19 protein-coding genes are annotated in these 21,835 nt (G+C 66.7%); 15 read left to right on the top strand and 4 right to left on the bottom strand.

Translation table 11 applies throughout. The features are described 5' to 3' along the window. Positions 1-202: 202 nt before the first annotated feature. Positions 203-1,369, bottom strand: a complete 1,167-nt coding sequence (locus DZC73_RS18800; RefSeq protein WP_124541903.1) for an energy transducer TonB family protein — start codon at positions 1,367-1,369, stop codon at positions 203-205. Between the two features lie 216 nt (positions 1,370-1,585). Between DZC73_RS18800 and DZC73_RS18795 the strand changes: the two genes are divergently transcribed. From DZC73_RS18795 to DZC73_RS18765, 7 genes are all read left to right on the top strand, one after another. Next, positions 1,586-2,053 (top strand): SRPBCC family protein, encoded by a 468-nt coding sequence (locus DZC73_RS18795; protein ID WP_161974646.1) that lies wholly within the window; start codon positions 1,586-1,588, stop codon positions 2,051-2,053. A gap of 31 nt (positions 2,054-2,084) precedes the next feature. Next, positions 2,085-2,567 carry an SRPBCC family protein gene (locus DZC73_RS18790; protein ID WP_235835194.1) on the top strand — a complete coding sequence of 161 codons (483 nt, stop codon included), beginning with the start codon at positions 2,085-2,087 and terminating at the stop codon, positions 2,565-2,567. Then, on the top strand, positions 2,554-2,907 hold the full coding sequence (locus DZC73_RS18785; protein ID WP_124541901.1) for an ArsR/SmtB family transcription factor: 354 nt from the start codon (positions 2,554-2,556) through the stop codon (positions 2,905-2,907). The genes DZC73_RS18790 and DZC73_RS18785 overlap by 14 nt, the downstream gene beginning before the upstream one ends. Before the next feature lie 138 nt (positions 2,908-3,045). Continuing rightward, positions 3,046-4,614 carry an AbfB domain-containing protein gene (locus DZC73_RS18780; protein WP_124541900.1) on the top strand — a complete coding sequence of 523 codons (1,569 nt, stop codon included), beginning with the start codon at positions 3,046-3,048 and terminating at the stop codon, positions 4,612-4,614. 97 nt (positions 4,615-4,711) lie between these two features. Continuing rightward, positions 4,712-5,290 carry a GNAT family N-acetyltransferase gene (locus tag DZC73_RS18775; protein ID WP_124541899.1) on the top strand — a complete coding sequence of 193 codons (579 nt, stop codon included), beginning with the start codon at positions 4,712-4,714 and terminating at the stop codon, positions 5,288-5,290. A 101-nt stretch (positions 5,291-5,391) separates the two neighbouring features. After that, positions 5,392-6,015, top strand: a complete 624-nt coding sequence (locus tag DZC73_RS18770; RefSeq protein ID WP_124541898.1) for a histidine phosphatase family protein — start codon at positions 5,392-5,394, stop codon at positions 6,013-6,015. Further along, a complete protein-coding gene (locus tag DZC73_RS18765; protein WP_124541897.1) occupies positions 6,012-6,440 on the top strand; it encodes a hypothetical protein in 429 nt (142 codons plus the stop codon). The genes DZC73_RS18770 and DZC73_RS18765 overlap by 4 nt, the downstream gene beginning before the upstream one ends. Before the next feature lie 52 nt (positions 6,441-6,492). On the opposite strand, the gene uvrA is transcribed toward DZC73_RS18765, so the two are convergent. Beyond that, positions 6,493-12,282 (bottom strand): excinuclease ABC subunit UvrA, encoded by a 5,790-nt coding sequence (gene uvrA / locus DZC73_RS18760; protein WP_124541896.1) that lies wholly within the window; start codon positions 12,280-12,282, stop codon positions 6,493-6,495. Between the two features lie 228 nt (positions 12,283-12,510). On the opposite strand from uvrA, the gene DZC73_RS18755 reads away from it, so the two are divergent. From DZC73_RS18755 to DZC73_RS18740, 4 genes are all read left to right on the top strand, one after another. Then, positions 12,511-13,623: an ABC transporter substrate-binding protein gene (locus DZC73_RS18755; protein WP_124541895.1), complete on the top strand. Its 1,113-nt coding sequence runs from the start codon at positions 12,511-12,513 to the stop codon at positions 13,621-13,623. Positions 13,624-13,710: 87 nt separating this feature from the next. Next, positions 13,711-15,792, top strand: a complete 2,082-nt coding sequence (locus DZC73_RS18750) for a PAS domain-containing hybrid sensor histidine kinase/response regulator (RefSeq protein ID WP_161974645.1) — start codon at positions 13,711-13,713, stop codon at positions 15,790-15,792. A 91-nt stretch (positions 15,793-15,883) separates the two neighbouring features. After that, complete coding sequence (locus DZC73_RS18745; RefSeq protein ID WP_124541893.1) at positions 15,884-16,141, top strand: GlsB/YeaQ/YmgE family stress response membrane protein; 258 nt, start codon at positions 15,884-15,886, stop codon at positions 16,139-16,141. Between the two features lie 14 nt (positions 16,142-16,155). Continuing rightward, a complete protein-coding gene (locus tag DZC73_RS18740; RefSeq protein ID WP_124541892.1) occupies positions 16,156-16,413 on the top strand; it encodes a hypothetical protein in 258 nt (85 codons plus the stop codon). On the opposite strand, the gene DZC73_RS18735 is transcribed toward DZC73_RS18740, so the two are convergent. Next, complete coding sequence (locus DZC73_RS18735) at positions 16,410-17,468, bottom strand: ABC transporter permease subunit (RefSeq protein WP_124541891.1); 1,059 nt, start codon at positions 17,466-17,468, stop codon at positions 16,410-16,412. The genes DZC73_RS18740 and DZC73_RS18735 overlap by 4 nt on opposite strands. Before the next feature lie 17 nt (positions 17,469-17,485). Continuing rightward, entirely contained in the window at positions 17,486-18,010 is a 525-nt protein-coding gene (locus DZC73_RS18730; protein WP_161974644.1) for a GNAT family N-acetyltransferase, read from the bottom strand. A 109-nt stretch (positions 18,011-18,119) separates the two neighbouring features. On the opposite strand from DZC73_RS18730, the gene DZC73_RS18725 reads away from it, so the two are divergent. The 4 genes from DZC73_RS18725 to DZC73_RS18710 all read left to right on the top strand — a co-directional run bounded on the left by DZC73_RS18725 (position 18,120) and on the right by DZC73_RS18710 (position 21,706). Then, the gene (locus DZC73_RS18725; protein ID WP_124541889.1) at positions 18,120-19,004 is read left to right on the top strand and encodes a LysR substrate-binding domain-containing protein; all 885 of its coding nucleotides are present in this window, start codon (positions 18,120-18,122) and stop codon (positions 19,002-19,004) included. 64 nt (positions 19,005-19,068) lie between these two features. Beyond that, the gene (locus DZC73_RS18720; protein WP_124541888.1) at positions 19,069-19,515 is read left to right on the top strand and encodes a DUF2231 domain-containing protein; all 447 of its coding nucleotides are present in this window, start codon (positions 19,069-19,071) and stop codon (positions 19,513-19,515) included. Positions 19,516-19,668: 153 nt separating this feature from the next. Continuing rightward, positions 19,669-21,189, top strand: coding sequence for an alkaline phosphatase family protein (locus DZC73_RS18715; RefSeq protein WP_161974643.1), 1,521 nt, complete (start codon positions 19,669-19,671; stop codon positions 21,187-21,189). Positions 21,190-21,232: 43 nt separating this feature from the next. After that, on the top strand, positions 21,233-21,706 hold the full coding sequence (locus DZC73_RS18710) for an MFS transporter (RefSeq protein ID WP_124541886.1): 474 nt from the start codon (positions 21,233-21,235) through the stop codon (positions 21,704-21,706). The last annotated feature ends 129 nt before the right edge of the window (positions 21,707-21,835 follow it).

Here is a 21,835-nt window from a genome sequence, read left to right as displayed (position 1 = left end):
GCGCTGCCTGGCGCCCATGGTGTGGGCGCGGCGACGTCTGGTGGATGGGATCGGGCCGCGTGCAGGTCATGCCAACACAACCCGATGGGCATTTTGGGGAGCAGGAAAGACCCTGAATGAGCGTGGAAACCCCGGGCTGGAACATCCGCTTGCAAATGGCGTGCTGACGGCCGGCTGACTCACCATGCAGACCTGAAGCCAGCTACTTCGCCGATGACATCCGATCCAGCGCGGCGACCGCGGCGGTGTATTCGATGAATGTCTTTGGGCAGTCTCGCCGCGCGGCTTCGAGCAGGGGCTGGGCCGCTTGCTCGTGCTGGCCGATCAGTTCCTTCTGCGCCATGTAGAAGTTGGCCTCGCAGACACGTTCCGCCCGCTGGGCATCGTCAGCGCCTCTTGCCGCGGCGAGCAACGCATCAGCGGACAGCCTGCCTTGAAGATGGCTGATGACCGGATAAGGCCAGGCCTTGGCGTCTAACCGCCCGATATCGGCGTTCAGTTCATCTGCGGCGCGACCAGCATCATCTGCGCGCATGGAAGCAACGTAAGACCAGATCACTGGGTAGGCGTTGTCAGGCCGGTCACGGACCGCCCTGCGCAGGGACGCCGCGGCATGCTTGAAGTCGTGAGCATTGAAGAGAAGCCGTCCGACCGTCCAGTTCTCGTTGACGCGGGGCATCAAGGTCATGGCCAGCTTGCGATCCGCCTCGGCGCCATCGGCGTCACCCATCTTCAGCCGAAGGCCAGCCCGCTGCCGCAAGGCCCAGGCGTACTGGGGGTCCAACCTGATGGCTTCGTCGAGATCTGCCAGTGCCTCGGCGAGCTGCCCATTGCGCTCGCGCAGGTCGGCCCGGTACGAATAGGTCAAGGCATATTGCGGATTCGCGCGAATGGCATCGGCGTAAGCTGCGTCGGCCTCCGCGGGCATGTGCAGGCCATCGAAATAACGTCCCAGGCCGGCGAACAAGCGTGCTGACTCCGCGGTCACCGGAATTCCGCCGGCGAAGTCGAGGTTGAAGACAAAGGTTTGAAGCGCCGAGAACATCTGGGGTTTCGCGGCCGGTGATTGGCACCGGATCTTTCTCATGGCGACCAGCACCGCCTCATCAAGCTCGGTAAACCCGGAGCTGTGCTCGATGACCACGGCAGCCGGCGGTGAGTTGGCGACGATGTCGACACGCCCAGTCACCGTGGCGCTTCTGAAGCCCGTCATGGCCTGGATGCTGCGGGGCACTTCGGGTGCCCCGTATTCACAGGTTCCGCCACCGGGTGCCGCGACACGTTGGATGGGAGGAACGTCGCTGGCATCGGCGGCCGCAGCGAACAAAAGGAACGAGAAGCAGGTCAGCGTCCGAGAGCAGGAAGTCATGGGATCGGGTATCGACTGGGGTGGGCAGACCGGTCGATTGTTTCGCACTTCCTTCCCACACCACCGAGGAAGACGGGATCACCAGCCGTCGCTGACACAGCGGCTGTCCGAAAGACCCTGGGGTGCTGCAGGATAATGCAACCATATAGTTGCCTATTCGATCGGTCTCGCACACAATCCAAACACGCAACCATTAAGTTGCCCATGGAGGTCCCGATGAACCACTACCAGCGAATCCTCATCCTCGAGGCGCGCCCTGCCGCCGTCTACGCGGCGCTCACCACACCGGCCGGACTGCGCGGCTGGTGGACGCAGGATTGCGAGGTCGACACCGAGGTCGGCGGCAAGATCCGCCTGCGCTTCGGCGCGACCCACAAGCACCTGCGCATCGAGCGGCTGGTGCCGCTGCGTGAGGTGCGCTGGCGCTGCACGGGCGCGCACATCGCCGTCGGCCAGTTCAAGCGCCGCGATGAATGGGTGGGCACCGAACTCGTGTTCCGCCTCGCGCCCGACGGCCCGCACCGCACGCGGCTCGACTTCGAGCACATCGGCCTCGACCCTTCGCTGGAGTGCTACCGGCTGTGCAACGACGCCTGGAACCACTTCCTCGGCAGCCTGCAGCAGTTCGTGGAGACCGGCCACGGCACGCCGCATGAGGCCGAACCCGCCACCGCAGAAATCTGACCCGGACCCATTAACCTAGGAGCCACCCCACATGAGTACCGTCCTGATGGAAAAGCCCGCCGCCACCGACCGCATCGAACGCCACATCGTCATCCAGGCCCCGCGCGACCGCGTGTGGCGCGCGTTGTCGAATGCCGAAGAATTCGGCCAGTGGTTCGGCACCGACCTCAAGGGCCAGACCTTCGCGCCCGGCCAGCGCGTGCGCGGGCTGGTCTCGGGCTGCGGCCACGACAACGTCTGGTTCGACGCGGTCGTGGATCGCATCGAGCCGCAGAACCTGTTCTCCTACCGCTGGCACCCCGCCCCGATCGATCCCGCGGTGGACTACGACCAGGAAGAGCCCACGCTCGTCACCTTCACCCTGAAGGACGCGCCCGGCCAGGGCACGCTGCTCACGGTGGTGGAATCGGGCTTCGACAAGGTGCCGCCGCAGCGCCGGCTGGAAGCCTTCCGCATGAACGACGGGGGCTGGGCGGCGCAACTGAAGAACATCGCCCGCCATGCCAGCCAATAAGACCCTCTCAGGCCTCGTGCAATCCAGCGAGGCGCTGGCCGGCGTGTTCGCGGCCCTGGGCGACCCCACGCGCCTCAAGCTGGTGGCGGTGCTCTGCGCGGGCGGCGCCTTTTCCATCGCGCAGCTCACCGCGGGCACCGACATCAGCCGGCAGGGCGTGACCAAGCACCTGCAGGTGCTGGCTGATGCCGGCGTCGTCCACGACGTGAAGTCGGGCCGCGAGCGGTTGTGGCAGCTGGAGCCATCCCAGCTGGACGAGGCGCGCCAGGCGCTGGAGCTCATCGGCCGGCAGTGGGAGCAGGCGCTGGGCCGGCTCAAGGCCTTCGTCGAGCGCGGCTGACTTGCTGCGGGGCAGCAGCGTTGCACCCGGTCACAACCGGGTGCAACGCGAACGGGTTTTCTCCGATGAAAGCGGTTCCAAAACGTTGGAACATGGAAATGGAAAGCGCTTTCAAATTCTTACAGGAGGGAACCCATCGTGTATTTGCTGCGTCCTTTCTTGCGCTGGCTCGCCCTGCTCTGGGCGTTCATGCTGGCGCCCTCTGCGTTCGCCGATTGGCAACTCGTCTGGCAAGACGAGTTCCACGGCAGCATCAGCCCTGACTGGGTGTTCGAGATCGGCAATGGCTCGGGCGGCTGGGGCAACAACGAGCTGGAGTACTACCGCCGCGAGAACGCGACGGTGGAGAACGATGCGCTGGTGATCACCGCCAAGCGCGAAGACTTCGGGGGCTTTCGCTACACCTCGGCGCGCATGAAGACGCAGGGGCACAAGAGCTTCAAGTTCGGCCGCATCGAAGCGCGCATCGCGCTGCCGGCCAAGCAGGGCACCTGGCCCGCGTTCTGGGCGCTGGGCAGCAACATCGGCACCGTCGGCTGGCCCGCCTCGGGCGAGATCGACATCATGGAACAGATCAACACCGGCGCCGACGTGTACGGCACGGTGCACTGGCAGGCCAACGACGGCACGCATGCGTCCTACGGCGGCCACATGGCCACCAGCGTCCAGAACTACCACGTGTACGCGGTGGAGTGGGACCCGACCACCATCCGCTGGTTTGTCGATGGCACGCAGTATCACGTCATCGACATCACCAACGGCGCTGGCGGTACCGATGAGTTCCAGCGCGATTTCTTCCTGCTGCTGAACATGGCTGTCGGCGGCAACTGGCCCGGCTTCAACATCGACGACGGTGCCCTGCCCGCGAAGATGTACGTGGACTATGTGCGCGTCTATCAGGCGGGCGCCGCGAGCACCGTGGGCTCGTGGACCAGCCAGAACATCGCGGGCAACGTGATCCGCCACCAGAACAGCCGCGGCCGCATCGACCCGGCCGGCAGCGTGTCGCCGCCGGCCGATGGCAACTGGACGATGGTGCCCGGCCTCGCGGGAGGCGGCGTGTCCTTCCAGTCGCGCAACTTCCCCGGCAGCTACCTGCGCCACCGCAACGGCGAAGTGTGGCTGGATGCGGCCGATGGTTCCACCCTGTTCAAGCAGGACGCGACCTTCAACCAGCGCGCAGGCCTGGCCAACTCGGGGGCCACGTCCTTCGAGTCGTGGAACTTCCCGGGCCGCTACCTGCGGCACCGCAACTCGCTGCTGTACGTGGAGAACATCTACACCGATCTTGACCGCAACGACGCGACCTTCTCGCGCGGGCCGGAACTGACGGGGCCCAGCATCCACATCGAGGCCGAGGCCTGGGCGACGATGTCCGGCGTCCAGACCGAGGCCTGCACCGAAGGCGGCCAGAACGTCGGCTGGATCGATGCGAACGACTGGATCGTGTGGAACGTGAACGTACCATCCAGCGGCACCTACACCGTCTCGTACCGAGTGGCGAGTTTGCCGGGCGGCGGCGTGATCCAGCTGGAGAAGGCCGGCGGCTCGCCGGTGTACGGCACGGTCGACGTGCCGGCCACAGGCGGCTGGCAGAACTGGACCACCGTGTCGCACCAGGTGAACCTGAGTGCGGGGCAGCAGCAGATCGCCGTGAAGGCGCTGGCGGGCGGATTCAACCTGAACTGGCTGGAGATCAAGCGCTGACGCCGATGGCTTGATTCGTCCGCATGAACGCCCCGTTTCGACGGGGCGTTTTCCTTTGCGCGCCACAATGCGGGCCACACTCACCAATGACGCTCGCATGAAGCTGGTCGTTCATCCCCTCACGCCCGAACGCTGGCCCGATCTGGAGGCCATCTTCAACGCCCGAGGCTGTTCGGTGGCCAGAGGCTGCTGGTGCATGTTCTATCGGCACAGTGGAGCGCCGGATCCGTTGCCTGCGGGCATGACGCGAGCGCAGGTGCGGCGGGAGGAGTTGAAGGCCCTCGTGGACCATGCAAGGCCGCCGGGTTTGATCGGGTACCGCGGCAAGGTCCCCGTGGGGTGGGTGTCGCTGGGACCGCGCGAGGAGTTCGCCAAGCTGGTGAGATCGTCCGTCATGAAGGCCGTGGACGATCAGCCCGTGTGGTCGATCGTCTGCTTCGTCGTGCCGTCTGAGTACCGTGGTCAGGGCGTAGCGCAAGCCTTGCTGGCTGGCGCGGTCAAGTACGCAAAAAGCCGCGGAGCCACCTTGCTGGAGGCGTATCCGGTGGACAAGCCAGATCGTTCTGGCGATGACTCGATGTGGTTTGGTTCGAAGTCCATGTATGACCGCGAAGGGTTCAATGAAGTCGCGCGTCGGAAACCGACGCGGCCGGTGGTTCGATTGAAGGTGGCGTAAGCGCCCGAGAAACTCCAATGAAGCAACTGCTCGCCATGCAGCAGTGGCAACGCCGCCAGCACGAGCAAACGCCCAAGCGCTAGAAAAGAGTCACTGCAACCATGCACCGACAGGTCTACTTCATCACCCACCCAAACGTCGTGATCAGCCGCGACGTACCCGTGCCGCGCTGGCCTCTTTCGGAGCTTGGGCGCCGCCGCATGCATGAAGGGCTGTCGCAGCCGTGGATACCCGACCTCTCCGCCGTGTATTGCAGCGACGAGCAGAAGGCAGTCGACGGCGCGCAGATCCTGGCCGTGCACCTGTCGCTGCCCATCACCACCATCGCCGAACTCGGCGAGAACGACCGCTCCGCCACCGGCTTCCTGCCACCGGACGAGTTCGAGCGCGTGGCCACGGAGTTCTTCACTCACTCGACCACATCGGTGCGTGGATGGGAGCGAGCCGTGGATGCTCAGGCTCGTGTGGTAGCCGCAGTGGAACAAGCCATCCGTGACGACCAGACATCAGGCGCCATCGCCTTCGTCTCCCACGGCGCCGTCGGGACCTTGCTGTACTGCCACCTCGCCGGCCACCCGATCGACCGCCGCTGGGATCAGCCTCCCAACGGTGGTGGAAACTATCTGCAGTTCAACACAGGCGCGGCGCGGGACTGCACGTGGTGGCGCCCATTCGACGGACTGCCCCCGCACGACGGCGGTCCACCTCACGGAGGGGGACCATGACTCACCCATGCATCAAGACCCTGATCCTTCTGGCAATGACCTGGGCAGGCTACGCGGTCGCGCAAGACAAGGCTCCTCTGCCGCCATTGAAGGATGGCTGGTCTCGGTTGCAACTGGAGACCTACACGTCGGGCTGCACCTTGACCATCATGCTGCCCGCACGACGCGACTATGCGGCCGCGGCGGAACGCTCGGGCAACCCTTCACCCAAGCCGTTTCCGGAAGAACAACTCCGAGCTTCCGTCGAACCGATGTGCGCTTGCCTTGGACTGCGTGCCGCTCAGACGTGGACACTTGCGGAATACATGGTCGACAGCACAGCCAAGTCGAAGCCCTTCATTGAAGAGGCCATTGCAGGCGGCCAATGCAAACCAGAAGGCATTCTGGGAGAAGCACTGGCTGCCAAGCGCCCCAAGAAGGCTTGAGCAGGCCGTCGTCCCCGGATCGAGCCGCGAAGCCCGATCCTGAGACAACACCTCAAGCCACCCGCGCCAGCACCGGCCGCAACGCCGCCCCGGTGTGGCTCGCCTTGCACTTCACCACGGCCTCCGGCGGCGCCTCGATCACCACGGTGCCGCCGCGCACGCCCCCTTCTGGCCCAAGGTCGATGATCCAGTCGGCCTCGGCCACCACGTCGAGGTCGTGCTCGATCACCACCACGCTGTGCCCGCCGTTCACCAGCCGATGCAGCACGCGGATCAGCTTCTCCACATCGGCCATGTGCAGGCCCACGGTCGGTTCGTCCAGCACGTACAGCGTGTGCGGCGCCTTGTTGCCGCGCCGGGTCACGTCGTCGCGCACCTTGGTCAGCTCGGTGACGAGCTTGATGCGCTGCGCCTCGCCGCCTGAGAGTGTGGGCGAGGGCTGTCCCAGCGTGAGGTAGCCCAGCCCTACGTCCTTCAGCAACTGCAAGGGGTAGGAGATGTTGGGCATCGACGCGAAGAACTCCACCGCTTCGTCCACCTCCATGCGCAAAACGTCGCCGATGCTCTTGCCGCGCCAGCTCACCGCCAGCGTCTCGGGGTTGAAGCGCTGGCCATGGCACACGTCGCACGGCACCTTCACGTCCGGCAGGAAGCTCATCTCGATGGTGCGCATGCCCTGCCCTTCGCAGGCCGGGCAGCGGCCGTCGCCAGTGTTGAAGCTGAAGCGCGCCGGCAGGTAGCCGCGGGCGCGCGACTCCAGCGTGTCGGCGAAGAGCTTGCGGATGGTGTCCCAGAAGCCGATGTAGGTGGCCGGGCACGAACGCGGCGTCTTGCCGATGGGCGTCTGGTCCACCTCGAGCACGCGGTCGATCTGCTGCCAGCCGTCGATGCGCTCGCAGCCTTGCCACTTGGGCTTGGCGCCGCGCACGTTGACGAACTGCAGGTTGGACAGCAGCACGTCTCGCGCCAGCGTGGACTTGCCGGAGCCGCTCACGCCGGTCACAGCCACCAGGCGCTTCAGCGGAACATCGACGGTGATGTTCTGCAGGTTGTGCAGCGAAGCGCCGACGATGGTGAGCACCTCGCGCCCCGGCGCCGCGGCCACGGGCTCGTCGATCACCTGCAGCTTCGCGGACTTGCGCTTGCCCTTGGCCGGCGGGTCCTTCGGCGGCATCAGCGGCGCGATGGTGCCGGCAGACGCCACGGCACGCCGCTGCGAAATCGGGTGCACCAGCGGATGCGCCAGGAAGCGCCCCGTCACCGACGTGCCATGCGACGCCAGCTCCGTCACCGTGCCCTGGGCCACCAGCGTCCCGCCTCGCTTGCCCGCCCCGGGACCAATGTCGATGATGTGGTCCGCGCGGCGGATGGTGTCCTCGTCGTGCTCCACCACCACCAGCGTGTTGCCCTTGTCGCCCAGCTTGTGCAGCGCATCGAGCAGGATCTGGTTGTCGCGCGGATGCAGCCCGATGGTGGGCTCGTCCAGCACGTAGCACACGCCCTGCAGGTTGCTGCCCAGCTGCGCCGCCAGCCGGATGCGCTGGGCCTCGCCGCCGCTGAGCGTGGGCGCCGCGCGGTCGAGCGTGAGGTAGCCCAGGCCCACCTCCTCCAGGAATTCGAGCCGGCTGTGGATTTCTGTGATCACGTCGCGCGCGATCTCGGCATCGCGGCCCAGGAGCTGCAGGCTCTCCACCCACTTGCGCGCATCGGTCACCGACCACTGCGCGATCCATGCGATGGAGTGCGACTCGAAGGTCACGCCGCGCGACACCGGGTTCAGGCGCGTGCCGCTGCAATCCGGGCAGGGCTCGTCGACCACGCCCTCGACCTCGGCCTCCTCCGACGGGAAGCTCTGCTCGCGGCCCTTGTTGTCGTCGTCGCGGATGGAGTCGTCGTAGGCCTTGCGCTGCTCACGCGTCAGCGCCAGGCCCGTGCCCACGCAGGTGGTGCACCAGCCGTGCTTGCTGTTGTAGCTGAACATGCGCGGATCCAGCTCGGGGTAGCTGGTGCCGCACAGCGGGCAGGCACGCTTGGTGGAGAACACCTTCACCTCGCCCAGCTTGCGCGTGGGCGTGCCGGCCAGCATGGCCCCGCGCAGGCCTTCCAGCGGACTCAGGAGGTGCATCACGCCCTTGCCCAGGTCCAGCGCCTTCGCGAGCATCTCGCGCAGCGCGGCCTCGTTGTCAGCCGACACCACCAGGTCGCCCACCGGCAGCTCGATGGTGTGCTCCTTGAAGCGGTCGATGCGCGGCCACGGGTCCACCTTCAGGAACTCGCCGTCCACCCGCAGGTGCGTGTGGCCGCGGGCCTTGGCCCACTTGGCGAGGTCGGTGTACACGCCCTTGCGGTTGACCACCAGCGGCGCCATCAGCCCCACGTGTTCGCCCTTGTGGTCGCGCAGGATCTGCGCAGCGATGCTCTCCGCACTCTGCGGCTTCACCGGCGAGCCGTCGTTCACGCAATGCTGGATGCCCAGCTTCACGTACAAGAGGCGCAGGAAGTGCCACACCTCGGTCGTGGTGGCCACCGTGCTCTTGCGGCCGCCACGGCTCAGGCGCTGCTCGATGGCCACGGTGGGCGGGATGCCGTAGACCGCATCCACCTCCGGCCGACCCGCGGGCTGCACGATGCTGCGGGCATAGGCGTTCAGCGATTCGAGGTAGCGCCGCTGCCCTTCGTTGAACAGGATGTCGAAGGCCAGCGTGCTCTTGCCCGAGCCCGACACACCGGTGATGACGCTGAACTTGCCGCGCGGGATGCTCACGTCCAGCGACTTGAGGTTGTGCTCGCGCGCGTTCACGATGCGGATCACCTCCTCGCTTGCGCGGCGCTCGTCGCGGGCGGTCTTGAGGATGCTCTGCAGCGGCCGGCCCTCTTCCACCGCAACACCCTGGTGGCCCAGCGACAGGTCGTATTCGGACAAGGCCTTCGCGGTGTGGGACGTGCGATGCCGGCGCACCTCCTCGGGCGTGCCCGTGACCACCACCTGTCCGCCCTCGTCGCCGCCTTCGGGGCCGAGGTCGATGAGCCAGTCCGACGCGCGGATCACGTCCAGGTTGTGCTCGATGACGATGATGGAATGCCCCGCGTCCAGCAGCTTGCGGAAAGCGCGCATCAGCTTGGCGATGTCGTCGAAATGCAGCCCGGTGGTGGGCTCGTCGAACATGAAGAGCGTGCCCTTCTTGGCCACCGCCTGCTTGCTCGCGGTGTTGTTCTGCGCGGCTTCGGCCAGGAAGCCGGCGAGCTTGAGCCGCTGCGCCTCGCCGCCGCTGAGCGTGGGCACGGGCTGGCCGAGCTTCACGTATTCCAGGCCCACGTCCACGATGGGCTGCAGCACGCGCACCACCTCGCGGTCGTTGGCGAAGAGCTGCACCGCCTCGCTCACGGTGAGCTCCAGCACGTCGGCCACGCTGAGGTCGCGGATGACGTCGCCGGGCAGGCGGCGGTCGATCTTCACGTCCAGGATTTCCGCGCGGTAGCGGCGGCCGTCGCAGTCAGGGCAGCGCAGGTACACGTCGGAGAGGAACTGCATCTCCACGTGCTCGAAGCCCGAGCCGCCGCAGGTGGGGCAGCGGCCGTCGCCCGCGTTGAAGCTGAACATGCCCGCGCCGTAGCCGCGCTGCACGGCCAGGGGCGCCTCGGCGAAGAGCTTGCGGATCTCGTCGAAGGCACCCACGTAGCTCGCGGGGTTCGATCGCGCCGTCTTGCCGATGGGCGACTGGTCCACGAACACCGCGTCGGCCAGCCAGTCGGCGCCCAGCAGGCGCTCGTGCTCGCCGGGCGTCTCGGTGGGCTTGCCGAAGTGGCGCGACAAGGCCGGGAACAGCACGTCCTGCATCAGCGTGCTCTTGCCGGAGCCCGACACGCCCGTCACGCACACCATGTGCTGCAGCGGGAACTCGACGCTCACGTTCTTCAGGTTGTGCTCGCGCGCGCCTTCGAGGATGAGCCTGGGCGTGGATTCGCTGACCATGCGCTTGATGCCCATGCCCACGTGCTTGCGCGCGCCCAGGTAGGCGCCGGTCAGCGTGTCGGCGCGCTTGATCTCTTCGGGCGTGCCGTCGAACACCACCGTGCCACCGCGTTCGCCGGGGCCGGGGCCCATGTCGATGAGGCGGTCGGCCGCGAGCATCACCGCCGGGTCGTGCTCCACCACCACCAGCGTGTTGCCGGCGTCGCGCAGGCGGTGCATGGCCTCGACGATGCGGTTCATGTCGCGCGGATGCAGGCCGATGCTGGGCTCGTCCAGCACGAACATGGTGTTCACGAGCGAGGTGCCGAGCGCCGTGGTCAGGTTGATGCGCTGCACCTCGCCGCCCGAGAGCGTGCGGCTCTGGCGGTCCAGCGTGAGGTAGCCCAGGCCCACGTCGCACAGGTACTTCAGCCGCGTGCGGATCTCGTCAAGCAGCAGCTTGAGCGCGTCGTCCAGCATGCTGCTGGGCAGCGTGAGGCCGTCGAAGAAGCTGCGGATACGCACGATGGGCATGAGCATGAGGTCGTGCACCACCAGGCCGGGCAGCGCTTCGAGCTGCGCGCGCGTCCAGGCCACGCCGACCGGCATGAAGCGCTTCTCGGGCTTGAGCACGGCATCGGCGTCCTGCTTGCTGCCCAGGCGCCACAGCAGCGCCTCGGTCTTCAGCCGCGCGCCGCCGCAGGCCTCGCAGGGCGTGTAGCTGCGGTACTTGGACAGGAGCACGCGGATGTGCATCTTGTACGCCTTCGATTCCAGGTACTCGAAGAAGCGCTTGACGCCATACCACTGCTTGTTCCAGTTGCCGTTCCAGTTCGGCGAGCCGTTGATGACCCAGTCGCGCTGCGACTCCGTGAGCTGCGCCCAGGCGGTGTCGCGCGGGATGCCCGCCTCGCCGCCGTACTTGATGAGGTCGTCCTGGCACTCCTTCCAGGCCGGCGTCTGCATGGGCTTGATGGCGCCGCTGCGCAGCGTCTTGCGATGGTCGGGAATGACCAGGCCGTAGTCGACGCCGATGACGCGGCCGAAACCGCGGCAGGTCTCGCAGGCGCCCATGGCGGAGTTGAAGGAGAACAGCGCCGGCTGCGGGTCGGCGTAGCGGATGTCGCTGTCGGGGCAGTGCAGGCCGGTGGAGAAGCGCCAGAGTTCGCCCTCGCCTTCATCGGCGGCGAGCGCGTAGACATTGACCCGGCCACTGCCTCGCTTCAGCGCGGTTTCGATCGCCTCCACGACGCGGACCTTCTCCGCCCCCTGCACCCGGAAGCGGTCGGCCACCACGTCGAGCACCTTGCGTGCGCCCGTGGGCGAGGCCACCTCGCGTTCCGCCTGCACCTTGGTGAAGCCGCTGGCCGCGAGCCACTGCTCCACCTCCTCGGCCGTCGTGCTCGCGGGCAGTTCCACCGGGAAGGTCACCACCACCCGCGGGTCGGCCGCCTTCGTGCGCGCCACCAGCTCCGCGTAGATCGTCTCGGGCGTGTCGTGCCGCACCCGCTGCGCCGTCTGCCGGTCGAACAGCTCGGCAGCCCGCGCCCACAGCAGCTTGAGGTGGTCGTTCAGCTCGGTCATCGTGCCCACCGTGGAGCGCGAGGTGCGCACCGGGTTGGTCTGGTCGATGGCGATGGCCGGGGGCACGCCGTCCACACGGTCCACCGCGGGGCGGTCCATGCGGTCCAGGAACTGGCGGGCGTAGGCGCTGAAGGTCTCGACGTAGCGGCGCTGCCCTTCGGCATACAGCGTGTCGAAGACCAGGCTGGACTTCCCCGAGCCGCTGGGCCCGGTCACCACCGTGATTTCACCGGTGCGGATGTCGAGGTCCAGGTTCTTGAGGTTGTGCTGGCGGGCGCCGCGAATTCGAATGAGGCCGGAGGTCATGGGGGAAGGGGTCTCCGAGAGGGGAGCGGAACATTCTAGGGACGTGCGGGATTCCTGTCCGGTGAGGTCTTTTGCACGTTTTGCCGGTCCGTGTGTCGGTTTTCCACAATCCGCACAGAAGGCTTCGGATCAACACTTCGCCCCAGGGAGGGACAGCCAGACCCGGCGCCAGGAAGCCCGGGCGGTCCGCCTCATCGATCGCACGAGATCGCACGATAGGAGACAAGCATGAAGCCCACGGCACGCGCCCTCGTCCTCGCCTGCTCGATCCTGGCCTCGGCCACCGCCCACGCCGACATCGTCATCGGCCAGACCTCCGGGTTCACCGGCCCCGCCGCGGCGGGCGTCAAGGAAAACACCGATGGGGCGAAGCTCTACATCGACTGGATCAACGAACAGGGCGGCGTGAACGGCCAGCGCGTGCAGCTCGTCTCGCTGGACGACAAGTTCGAGCCCAAGCTGGCAGCGGAAAACGCGGAGAAGCTCATCACCGAGAAGAACGCCATCGCGCTGTTCATGAACCGCGGCACGCCGCACACCGAAGCCATCAAGCCGCTGCTGGAGAAGTACAAGGTGCCGCTGGTGGCGCCATCCACCGGCGCGATGATCCTGCACAAGCCGGTGAACCCCTGGATCTTCAATGTGCGCGCCACCTACCAGCGCGAGGCGGAGAAGGCCATCACGCACCTGACCAGCATCGGCGTCACGCACATCGCGCTGGTGCACGTGGACGACACCTTCGGCGCCGACTGCGCCACCGGCGCGCAGAAGGGCTTCGACAAGGCGAAGATCAAGCCGGTGTTCGTCGAGAAGTTCGACCGCACGAAGCCCGACTTTGCCAGCCTCGTGCAAAAGGTCACGACACAGCAGACGCAAGCCGTGTTCATCATCGGCTCGGCGGGCGCGGTATCGGATGCCACCCGGCTGCTTCGCACCGCCGGATCGAAGGCGCAGATCGTCACCGTCTCCAACAACGCGTCCGGCGGCTTCATCAAGCAGATGGGCGAGTACGCGCGCGGCACCATCGTGTCGCAGATCTTCCCCTATGAACGCTCGCTGGCCGCGCCCATCGTGAAGGAGGCCAGCGACCTGGCGGCGAAGAAAGGCATCGCCGACGTGTCGCCGGCCATGCTCGAAGGCTATGCCGGTGCCAAGGTGCTGGTGGAAGGCCTCAAGCGCGCCGGCGCCAACCCCACCCGCGACAAGCTGCGGCTGGCCATGGAGGGCATGAAGAAAGTGGACATCGGCGGACTGGAAGTGACCTACGGCCCCAACGACCACACCGGGCTGGAATACGCGGACCTGTCCATCATCGGACCCGACGGGAAGTTCCGCCGCTAAGGTCCCGCGGCCGGTTTGGTACTAGGCGTTTCCAGGAGAAGCACGCACCAGGACGGCGCGTAAAGTGGTGCGATGAATGACAGGCCCTTGGCCGATCTTCGCCACAAGTTGGGCCTCGGCGAGGCAGGCATCGACGACGCGGAGCGGGTGCGCCGGATGGAGCGCGCACTCATCGGCTCGCGCGATGGATTCTGGGAGCGCAACCTGCGCACCAACGTCAGCTGGTACTCGCGCAGCTTCCGCGAGCTGCTGGGCTTTGCCGATGGCGAGCTGCCCGACGACCGCGACGTGGTCAACGCGCGGCTGCATCCGCAGGACCGCGAGGCCTTCCTGTCGCAGTACGACGAGGCGATCCGCCAGCGCGGCAGCTTCTCCTACGAGGGGCGCTTCCTCGACCGCTACGGCAAGTGGCGCTGGCTGCGCGGGCGCGGCCGCGTGTGGCTGGGCGAGGACGGCGAACCGGAGCTCATCACCGGCGCGGTGAGCGACGTCACCCTCGAGAAAGACGCCCTGCTGCTGCTCGAACAGCAGCGCCGGCAGCTGGAGGACGAGGTGCGCGAGCGCACCGCCAGCCTCACCGCCGCGCTGGAGGAAGCCCAGCGCCAGCGCCGCGAGGCGGACGCGGCCAACCAGGCGAAGTCGCGCTTCCTGGCGCACATGAGCCATGAGATCCGCACGCCGCTCAACGGCATCCTCGGGCTCAACGAGCTGGCCCTGCGGGTCACGCAATCGACCTCGGAGCGGCGCTACCTGGAGGTCGCCATGCAGTCGGGCCAGGCCCTGCTGCAGGTCATCAACAACGTGCTGGACGTCTCGCGCATCGAGGCCGAGCGGCTGCCCATCAACACCGAGCCCTTCGACCTCTCCGACGCGATGGCCGAGGCCATGCGCTCGGTCGTGCCGCTGGTGCGCGAGAAGGGCCTGTCCATGCAGTACGACTACCAGGGCGACATCACCTGGGTGCACGGCGATGCGGCGCGCACGCGGCAGGTGATGACCAACCTGATCGGCAACGCCGCGAAGTTCACCGAACACGGGTACGTGAAGATCGCCGCCGAGGTGCGCGCCACCGAAGGCGACGACTGCATCGCCTTGCTGAGCGTGGAAGACAGCGGGCCGGGCATCGCCCCCGGCGAGCTGGCGCGGCTGTTCGACGCCTTCGAGCAAGGCGACACCAGCGCCGCGCGCCGCCACGGCGGCACGGGACTGGGCCTCACGATCGCCCGTGGCCTGGCGCAGGCCATGGGCGGAGACATCAGCGCCCGCAGCTCGCAGGGCACAGGCACGGTGTTCACCGTCGAGCTGCCGCTGAAGGTGGCACGCGACCCGCATCCGCTGGCCGACCCGCCGCCGGGGCACGCCTGGCTGCTCTACAAGCGCGAACGGCCTGCGCTGCTGATGGCCGAGCGCCTGAAGCGCCTGGGCTGGACCTCCACCCACCTGCAAGGCGTGCCCGAGGCGATCGTGCATGCGCGCTCCACGCCGGCGGAGCGCCAGCCGCGGCTGGTGATGATTCCCGAACACGTGCTGGATGCCGACGCAGACCTGCACTCGCTGCGCGCCGCGCTGCCGCATGCCCGCATCGCGCTGCTGGTTCGCGCGGACTGGCTGAACACGCGCTTCGAGCGCATGGCCCGCAACCTGCAGATTCCGCTGGTGCTGCTGCCGCTCACGCCGCGCGACCTGCGCCTGCTCACCGGCGAGCGGACCGCGAAGTCCGAACCCAGGATCGAGCTCAAGGCCACGGCGCTGGCCACCCTGGCACCGGTGCTGATGGTGGAAGACAACGAAGTGAACCGCCTCATCGGCGAGGAGTTCCTGCGCGCGCTGGGCCTGCCCTCGCGCATGGCCGAGAACGGCGAGGACGCGCTCGCCTGCGTGGGGGAATCAACGCCGTCGCTCGTGCTGATGGACCTGCAGATGCCCGGCATGGATGGCCTGGAAGCCGCGCGGCGCATGCGCGCGATGCAGCGCGACGGCGTGCTGCCGCACTTTCCCATCATCGCCTTGACGGCCCACGCGCTGGAGAGCGATGCGCAGATGGCTCGCGCCGCGGGCATGGACGGCTTTCTCAGCAAGCCCATCATGCTGGAGCAGCTGCGGCGCGAGCTGGAGAAGTGGCTGCCCGCACTGCGCGCCGCGCGCGACACCGAGAACCCGGGCGAGTAGGACGAGGCCGACGCGACCTTGCGGCCTTGACCGGCTGCATTCCGAAGCACGGACCACTAGCCTTCAGGCAAACAACTGAAGGAGTGGTTCCATGAACATCATCATCTGGCTCGTGGTGGGCGGACTCATCGGCTGGGTTGCCAGCATGCTCATGCGCACGCCTGAGGGCGTCCTCATGAACGTCGTGGTCGGCATCGTGGGTGCCTTCATCGGCGGCTGGCTGCTGTCGCCTTACCTGGGTGGCGGCACCATCAACGCGCATGACTTCAGCCTGCCCAGCCTGATCGTGTCGCTGCTGGGCGCCATCATCCTGCTCGCGGTGGTGAACCTGCTGCGCCGACTGCGATGACGCCGGAGGCCAGGATGCAGATCGGGGAAACCAGGCACGAGCACGCCGCGACCTCGCAGGTCTACACCTACCACGCCGACTACGACGTGGACACCCATGCCATCACCTGGAGCGCGACGGTGAGGAACGGCGCCGATGGCGAGTGGCGGCTGGACGGGTCCATCCCGCTGTCGTCGCCCGGCATCGCGTCCGTCGCGGAGGAAGTGGTGCGTGATGCGGTGGTGGCGCAAATCGATGCGCTGGAAGTTGACGGTGCAGGCCCGTCACCCTAGGCCCTCGATGGCGCCGGCCACAGGCCCTGCGTGCGCCACAGCATGGTGAGGATCATCGCCATCGCGATCAGCAAGGGCCGCAGCATGCCGGCGTCGATCCTTCCATCGGTGGCCGCCTGCAGCGGCACCACCACATAGCGCAGCAGTTCCGGCAGGGCCGTGAGCAGCACGGCCCCCAGCACCACGCCGGGGATGTGACCGATGCCGCCGAACACCACCATCGCAAGGATCAGCACCGATTCCTGCAGGCTGAAGGCCTCGGGCGAGATGAAGCCCTGGAAGCTGCCGAACATCGCGCCCGTGATGCCGCCGAAGCTGGCACCGACGGCGAACGCCAGCAGCTTCATGTCGCGCAGTGGAATGCCCATGGCTTCGGCCGCCAGTTCGTCGTCGCGCATGGCCATCCACGCACGGCCGATGCGTGAATGCTGCAGCCGGTGGCACACGAGCACCGTGAGGCCCACCAGCGAGAGAAACAGGTAGTAGTGCAGCGTGACCGGCGCCAACTGCCAGGGCCCGAGGTGCAGCGGCCGGCTGAGGTCCAGCCCGAAGACGCGGATCGGGTCGAGTTGCCCGAGGCCCTTGGACCCATCGGTGATGTTGACCGGATGCCCCATGTTGACGATGAGGATGCGCACGATCTCGCCGAAGCCCAGCGTCACCATCGCGAGGTAGTCGCCGCGCAGCTTGAGGGTGGGCGCCCCCAGCAGTACACCCAGGCCCGCGGCCAGCAACGCTCCCAGCGGGATGACCATCCACCACGGCGCATGCAATCCGGCAGGGAACATCGCGGCGATCCAGCTGAAGTGCTCGGTGAGGTGCGGCGAGGCCAGCAACGCGAACAGGTAGGCACCCAGTGCATAGAAGGCGACGTAGCCCAGGTCCAGCAGGCCCGCGCAGCCCACCACCACGTTCAGCCCCAGCGCCAGCATGACGTAGAGCAGGCAGGTGTCGGCTGTGCGGACCCAGTGGTCACCCAGGAGCTGAAGCAGCAAGGGCAGGACCAGCAGCGAGCCGGCGAGTCCGTACTGCAGACGCAATGCCTGTGAGTTCATGGAAGACGCCGCGCCGGTCAGACCGAACGCTGCATGAAATGCCAGCGGTGGTGGAATGCGCGCGGCACCTCGACATCGCCGTGCGGCAGGCAATCGACGAAACCATGGGCCAGGTACAGCCGTCGGGCGGCATGCATGAACTCGGCGGTGTCCAGGCACACGGTGCGGCAGCCCAAGGCCCGAGCGTCCGACAGCAGCCGCTGCAGCACGACCCGGCCCAGGCCCATGCCGCGAAAGGCCTGGCGGATGTACACACGCTTGAACTCCGCCACGTCGCCGTGCAACCGGCGCAAGGCACACATGCCCACGGGCTGGTCCTGCAATTCGAGGAGGTAGAACACGCCCTCCGGCGCATCCGCCCGGCACAGTTTCTCAAGGGTGGCCGATGCATCCTCCTGCACCGAGGTGTGAAACGACGTGAGCGCGTGCGAGCCGAACATGCGGACGATGCCCTCGCGGACCCAGTCCAGGTACTCGACATTCAGCCGCAGGATCGTCTCGCGGTGTTCGACGGGATGGGCGATGACGAAGGCCAGGGGCATTGAAATCCGAACGGCGGTTGAGGACCCGAAGGCTAAACTAGCCCGCGCCTGCAAGACAGGCCCTCGTGTTCCGTTCATTGCGGAACGAAACGCTGCAATCGACGCATTCATGGACAAGCTCACGGGCATGCTGGCCTTCGTGAAGACGGCCGACCTCGGCAGCTTCGCGGCAGCGGGCCGTGCATTGGAGATCTCCGCATCGGCCGTGGGCAAGAGCGTGACGCGGCTGGAAGACGAACTCGGCGTGCGGCTGCTCCAGCGCAGCACGCGCAGCATCCGCCTCACGGCCGAAGGGCAGCAGTTCCACGAGCGCTGCCGGCGCATCCTCGACGAACTGGAAGACGCGCATGCCCTGCTCTCGCAGGCCTCGGATGCACCCCGCGGCAGGCTGCGCGTCAGCGCGCCCATCGTGGGCCACCATTTCCTGCTTCCGATGATCCCGGACTTCATGGCCCGCTACCCGGACGTCGAACTGGACGTGCATTTCACCGACCGCAGCGTGGACCTCATCGAAGAAGGCATCGACGTGGCCATCCGCAGCGGCGAACTGCCGGATTCGCGGCTGGTGTCGCGGCCGCTGCAGGCCTTCAGGCTGCAGCTGTGCGCCTCACCCGACTACCTCTCGCGGCACGGCGAGCCGGCCGGCATGGCGGACTTGCCGGCGCATTCGGCCATCCGGTTCCGGCATCCGAACACCGGCAAGCTGCTGGACTGGCCGATGCTGGCCGACGGACAGGTTCATCCGAAGACCGTGCTGGCCTTCAACAACATGGAAGCCGTGCTCGGCGCCTGCCTGCGCGGCTTGGGGCTGGCCTGCATGCCGGACTTCCTCGCCCGCGATGCACTGGCCGACGGCCGGCTGCGCATCGTGCTCGGCCGCGAGGCATTCGTGGACGGGCAGTACCGCGCCATCTGGAATTCGAGCCGGCACCTGGCGCCGAAGACGCGGGTGTTCATCGATCACCTCAGTGAGCAGTTGACGGCAACCGGCTGACACGTGCCGTGCAGGGAACACGGATTGCTGCTTCCAGCGCATCCACGACTTGCGGAGACTGCATTTGGAAACGCCGGCCAACATCGAGACGCATCCGATTCACCCGATGCTGGCCGCCATGCCCTTCGGGCTGTGGCTGATGTCCTTGATGTGCGACGTGGCGCACGCCACTGGCAGCCCAAATTCCCATTGGCCGGTGCTGGCGCTGTACACCATGGCCGCCGGCCTCGCGATGGCACTGGTCGTGGCCGGCCCCGGCCTCGTCGACATGCTGTTGCTCAAGGGCGGCCTCCATTGCACGGCGTTGATCCACGCGGGCATCAACCTCATGGTGGTGGCCTTGTACTTCGTCAACCTCTGGCTGCGCACCGGCGATGGTGATCCAGGCCTCACCCTGCTGCTGTCCGTGCTCGGGATTGCATTGCTGCTGGTGTCCGGATGGCTGGACGGCAAGATGGCCGACGTGCCTGAACCAGCGCCGGTGGACAAGGAACGCCACCTGCGCGCGTAGCCGCTTCGCCACCCGGCCGGCATTGCAAATCGCCGCGTGCGGCGCTATCGTCCGCCCGACGGTCCACCGGCCGTCAAAGGGAGGACGCCAGGCACAGCGGGACACAGACTCCCGGCATGGCTTCCTATGCACAGCTTTCGGGCGGAGGAAGCCATGTCACTGCTCTTCGAGCACGTCGTCGTGCTGATGCTGGAGAACCGGTCGTTCGACCATCTGTTCGGCTACCTGGGCATCGGCGAAGGCCTGCCCGCCAAGGGCGCCGTCAACTACCTCACCCCGGGCGACAAGACCTCCAAGGCCTTCAGGTCGAGGCGCGGCGGTGACTTCACCTCGGTGGGCGAAGGCCCATCGCACTCGCTCAAGCAAGTCAACGAACAGCTCTTCGGCAAGGCCAGCCAGCCGGCCAGCGTGGCGGCGTCGAAAGCCGACCTCAGCGGCTTCGCCGCCTCGTTCAAGACCTCGCTGCAGTACGACCTGAAGCGCGATCCGGTCGACAGCGAGATCCAGCAGGTCATGAACGTCTTCGACCCGGTGCAGTTGCCGGTGCTGTCCACCCTGGCCAAGAATTTCGTGCTGTGCGACCACTGGTTCGCCGATGTGCCGGGCCCGACCATGCCCAACCGGGCCTTCGTGCACGCAGCCACTTCGCAGGGCTACACCTACAACGCGGACTGGAAACCCAAGTTCACCTGCAAGACGCTGTACGACCGCATCAACGCCACGGCCGGCAAGAGCTGGCGCGTCTACTACCACGACAACAACGACGTGCTGGAGCTGTATCCCAACCTCAAGAAGACGGTCGCGAACAACGTCCGCTTCGAGACGAACTTCCTCAACGACGTGGCCGCCGACCAGCTGGCCACCTACTCGTTCATCACACCGGCGTTCCTCTCGACGCCCACACAAGCGGTCAACAGCATGCACGCGCCGCAGGACGTGCGCCCGGCCGAGAAGCTCGTGGCCGACGTCTACAGCGCACTGCGTTCGCATCAGGACGTTTGGAAGAAGACCTTGTTCATCGTGGTTTGGGATGAGCACGGCGGCTACTACGACCACGTGCAGCCGCCGGCCACGGTGTCACCCGATGGCATTGCGGGCCGCATGGACCAGCCCTTCCTGGTGCCGTTCGATTTCAAGCGGCTGGGGCTGCGCGTGCCCTGCATCCTGGTGTCGCCGTGGTTCAAGCCGCAGGTGGATTCCACCGTCTACAGCCATTCCAGCATTCCAGGGTCGGTGATCGAGGCGTTTGGACTTGGCGACTTCCTGACCCAGCGCGATGCGCAAGCCGCCAAGCTGACGAAGAAGTACCTCACGCAGACCGCCGGGCTCGTCTGGCGGACCAACACGCCCGACCTCACGGTGCCGGTGCAGCCGTCGAGCATTGACTCGATGCAGCGGGAGATGTTGGATGGGTCGGTGCATCTTGATCCGCATCCGGAGAACAGGAACACCTTGCGAACGCGGGACATTCGCGACCCGGCACATGCGGCGGAGTTTGTACGGACGCAGGTGGCGAAGAACCTGGAGCATTACTTTGCTTCGGGCGGCAAGAGCGCGGTTGGCAAGGGGCTGTCGGCGGACAATCAGGCGGCGTCGGCGAATGTGAGTTCCTCACGCATCGATGAGCTGAAAGCATCGCGCGGCAAGAAGGCGGCGCCAGTCCATCGGCCCTGAAAGCGAACGACGAGCAAGCCTCACCGAACCCCTCTATCGATCCATGCAGAACAACCCCTACATCCCGCCAGCCGCCGAATTGAAGGACGTCCCTCGCCCGCCGGGTTCTCCCATCAAGGCCATCGGACTGGGCTTCCTCGTGGACATGGTGGCCACGGTGGTGGGGGGAGCGATTCTTGGCTTCAGCTATGCGTTCGTCCTGGGCAAACAAGGCCTCAGCCACGAACAGATCACCTCGGCCTTGCGCGACCAGCACTCGATGACAACGACCATCGGCCTCGTGGGCGTGGTGATCGGAACGGCGGCCTCGTTCCTGGGCGGGTGGGTCTGCGCACGCATCGCCCGGAGGAATGAGCTCCGACTCGGCGCCGCCCTTGCCGCCGTGCTGACCCTGTTCGGTCTGATATTCGCCGGCGATGGACGGCTGCCTTTGCCTGAACTGCTGGTGGCGAGTGTGTTGACGGTGGGGGCCGTCATGGCCGGTTCGGTACTTGGTCGGTCGAGGAACGCCACCTGAGTTGAAGTTCGGCACATCGGATGCCCATGCTGACCATGGGCTCCGTGTCCCGCAAAGCAGGCACCACACGTTTTGCATTCCTGGTTTCGTCCTTTCGCGAGCGGCGGCGAAATGGAAATCGAAAATCGC

Source organism: Rhizobacter terrae, from assembly GCF_003852895.1.
GTDB lineage: Bacteria > Pseudomonadota > Gammaproteobacteria > Burkholderiales > Burkholderiaceae_C > Albitalea > Albitalea terrae.
This window is presented reverse-complemented; position numbering and strand designations above follow the sequence as displayed.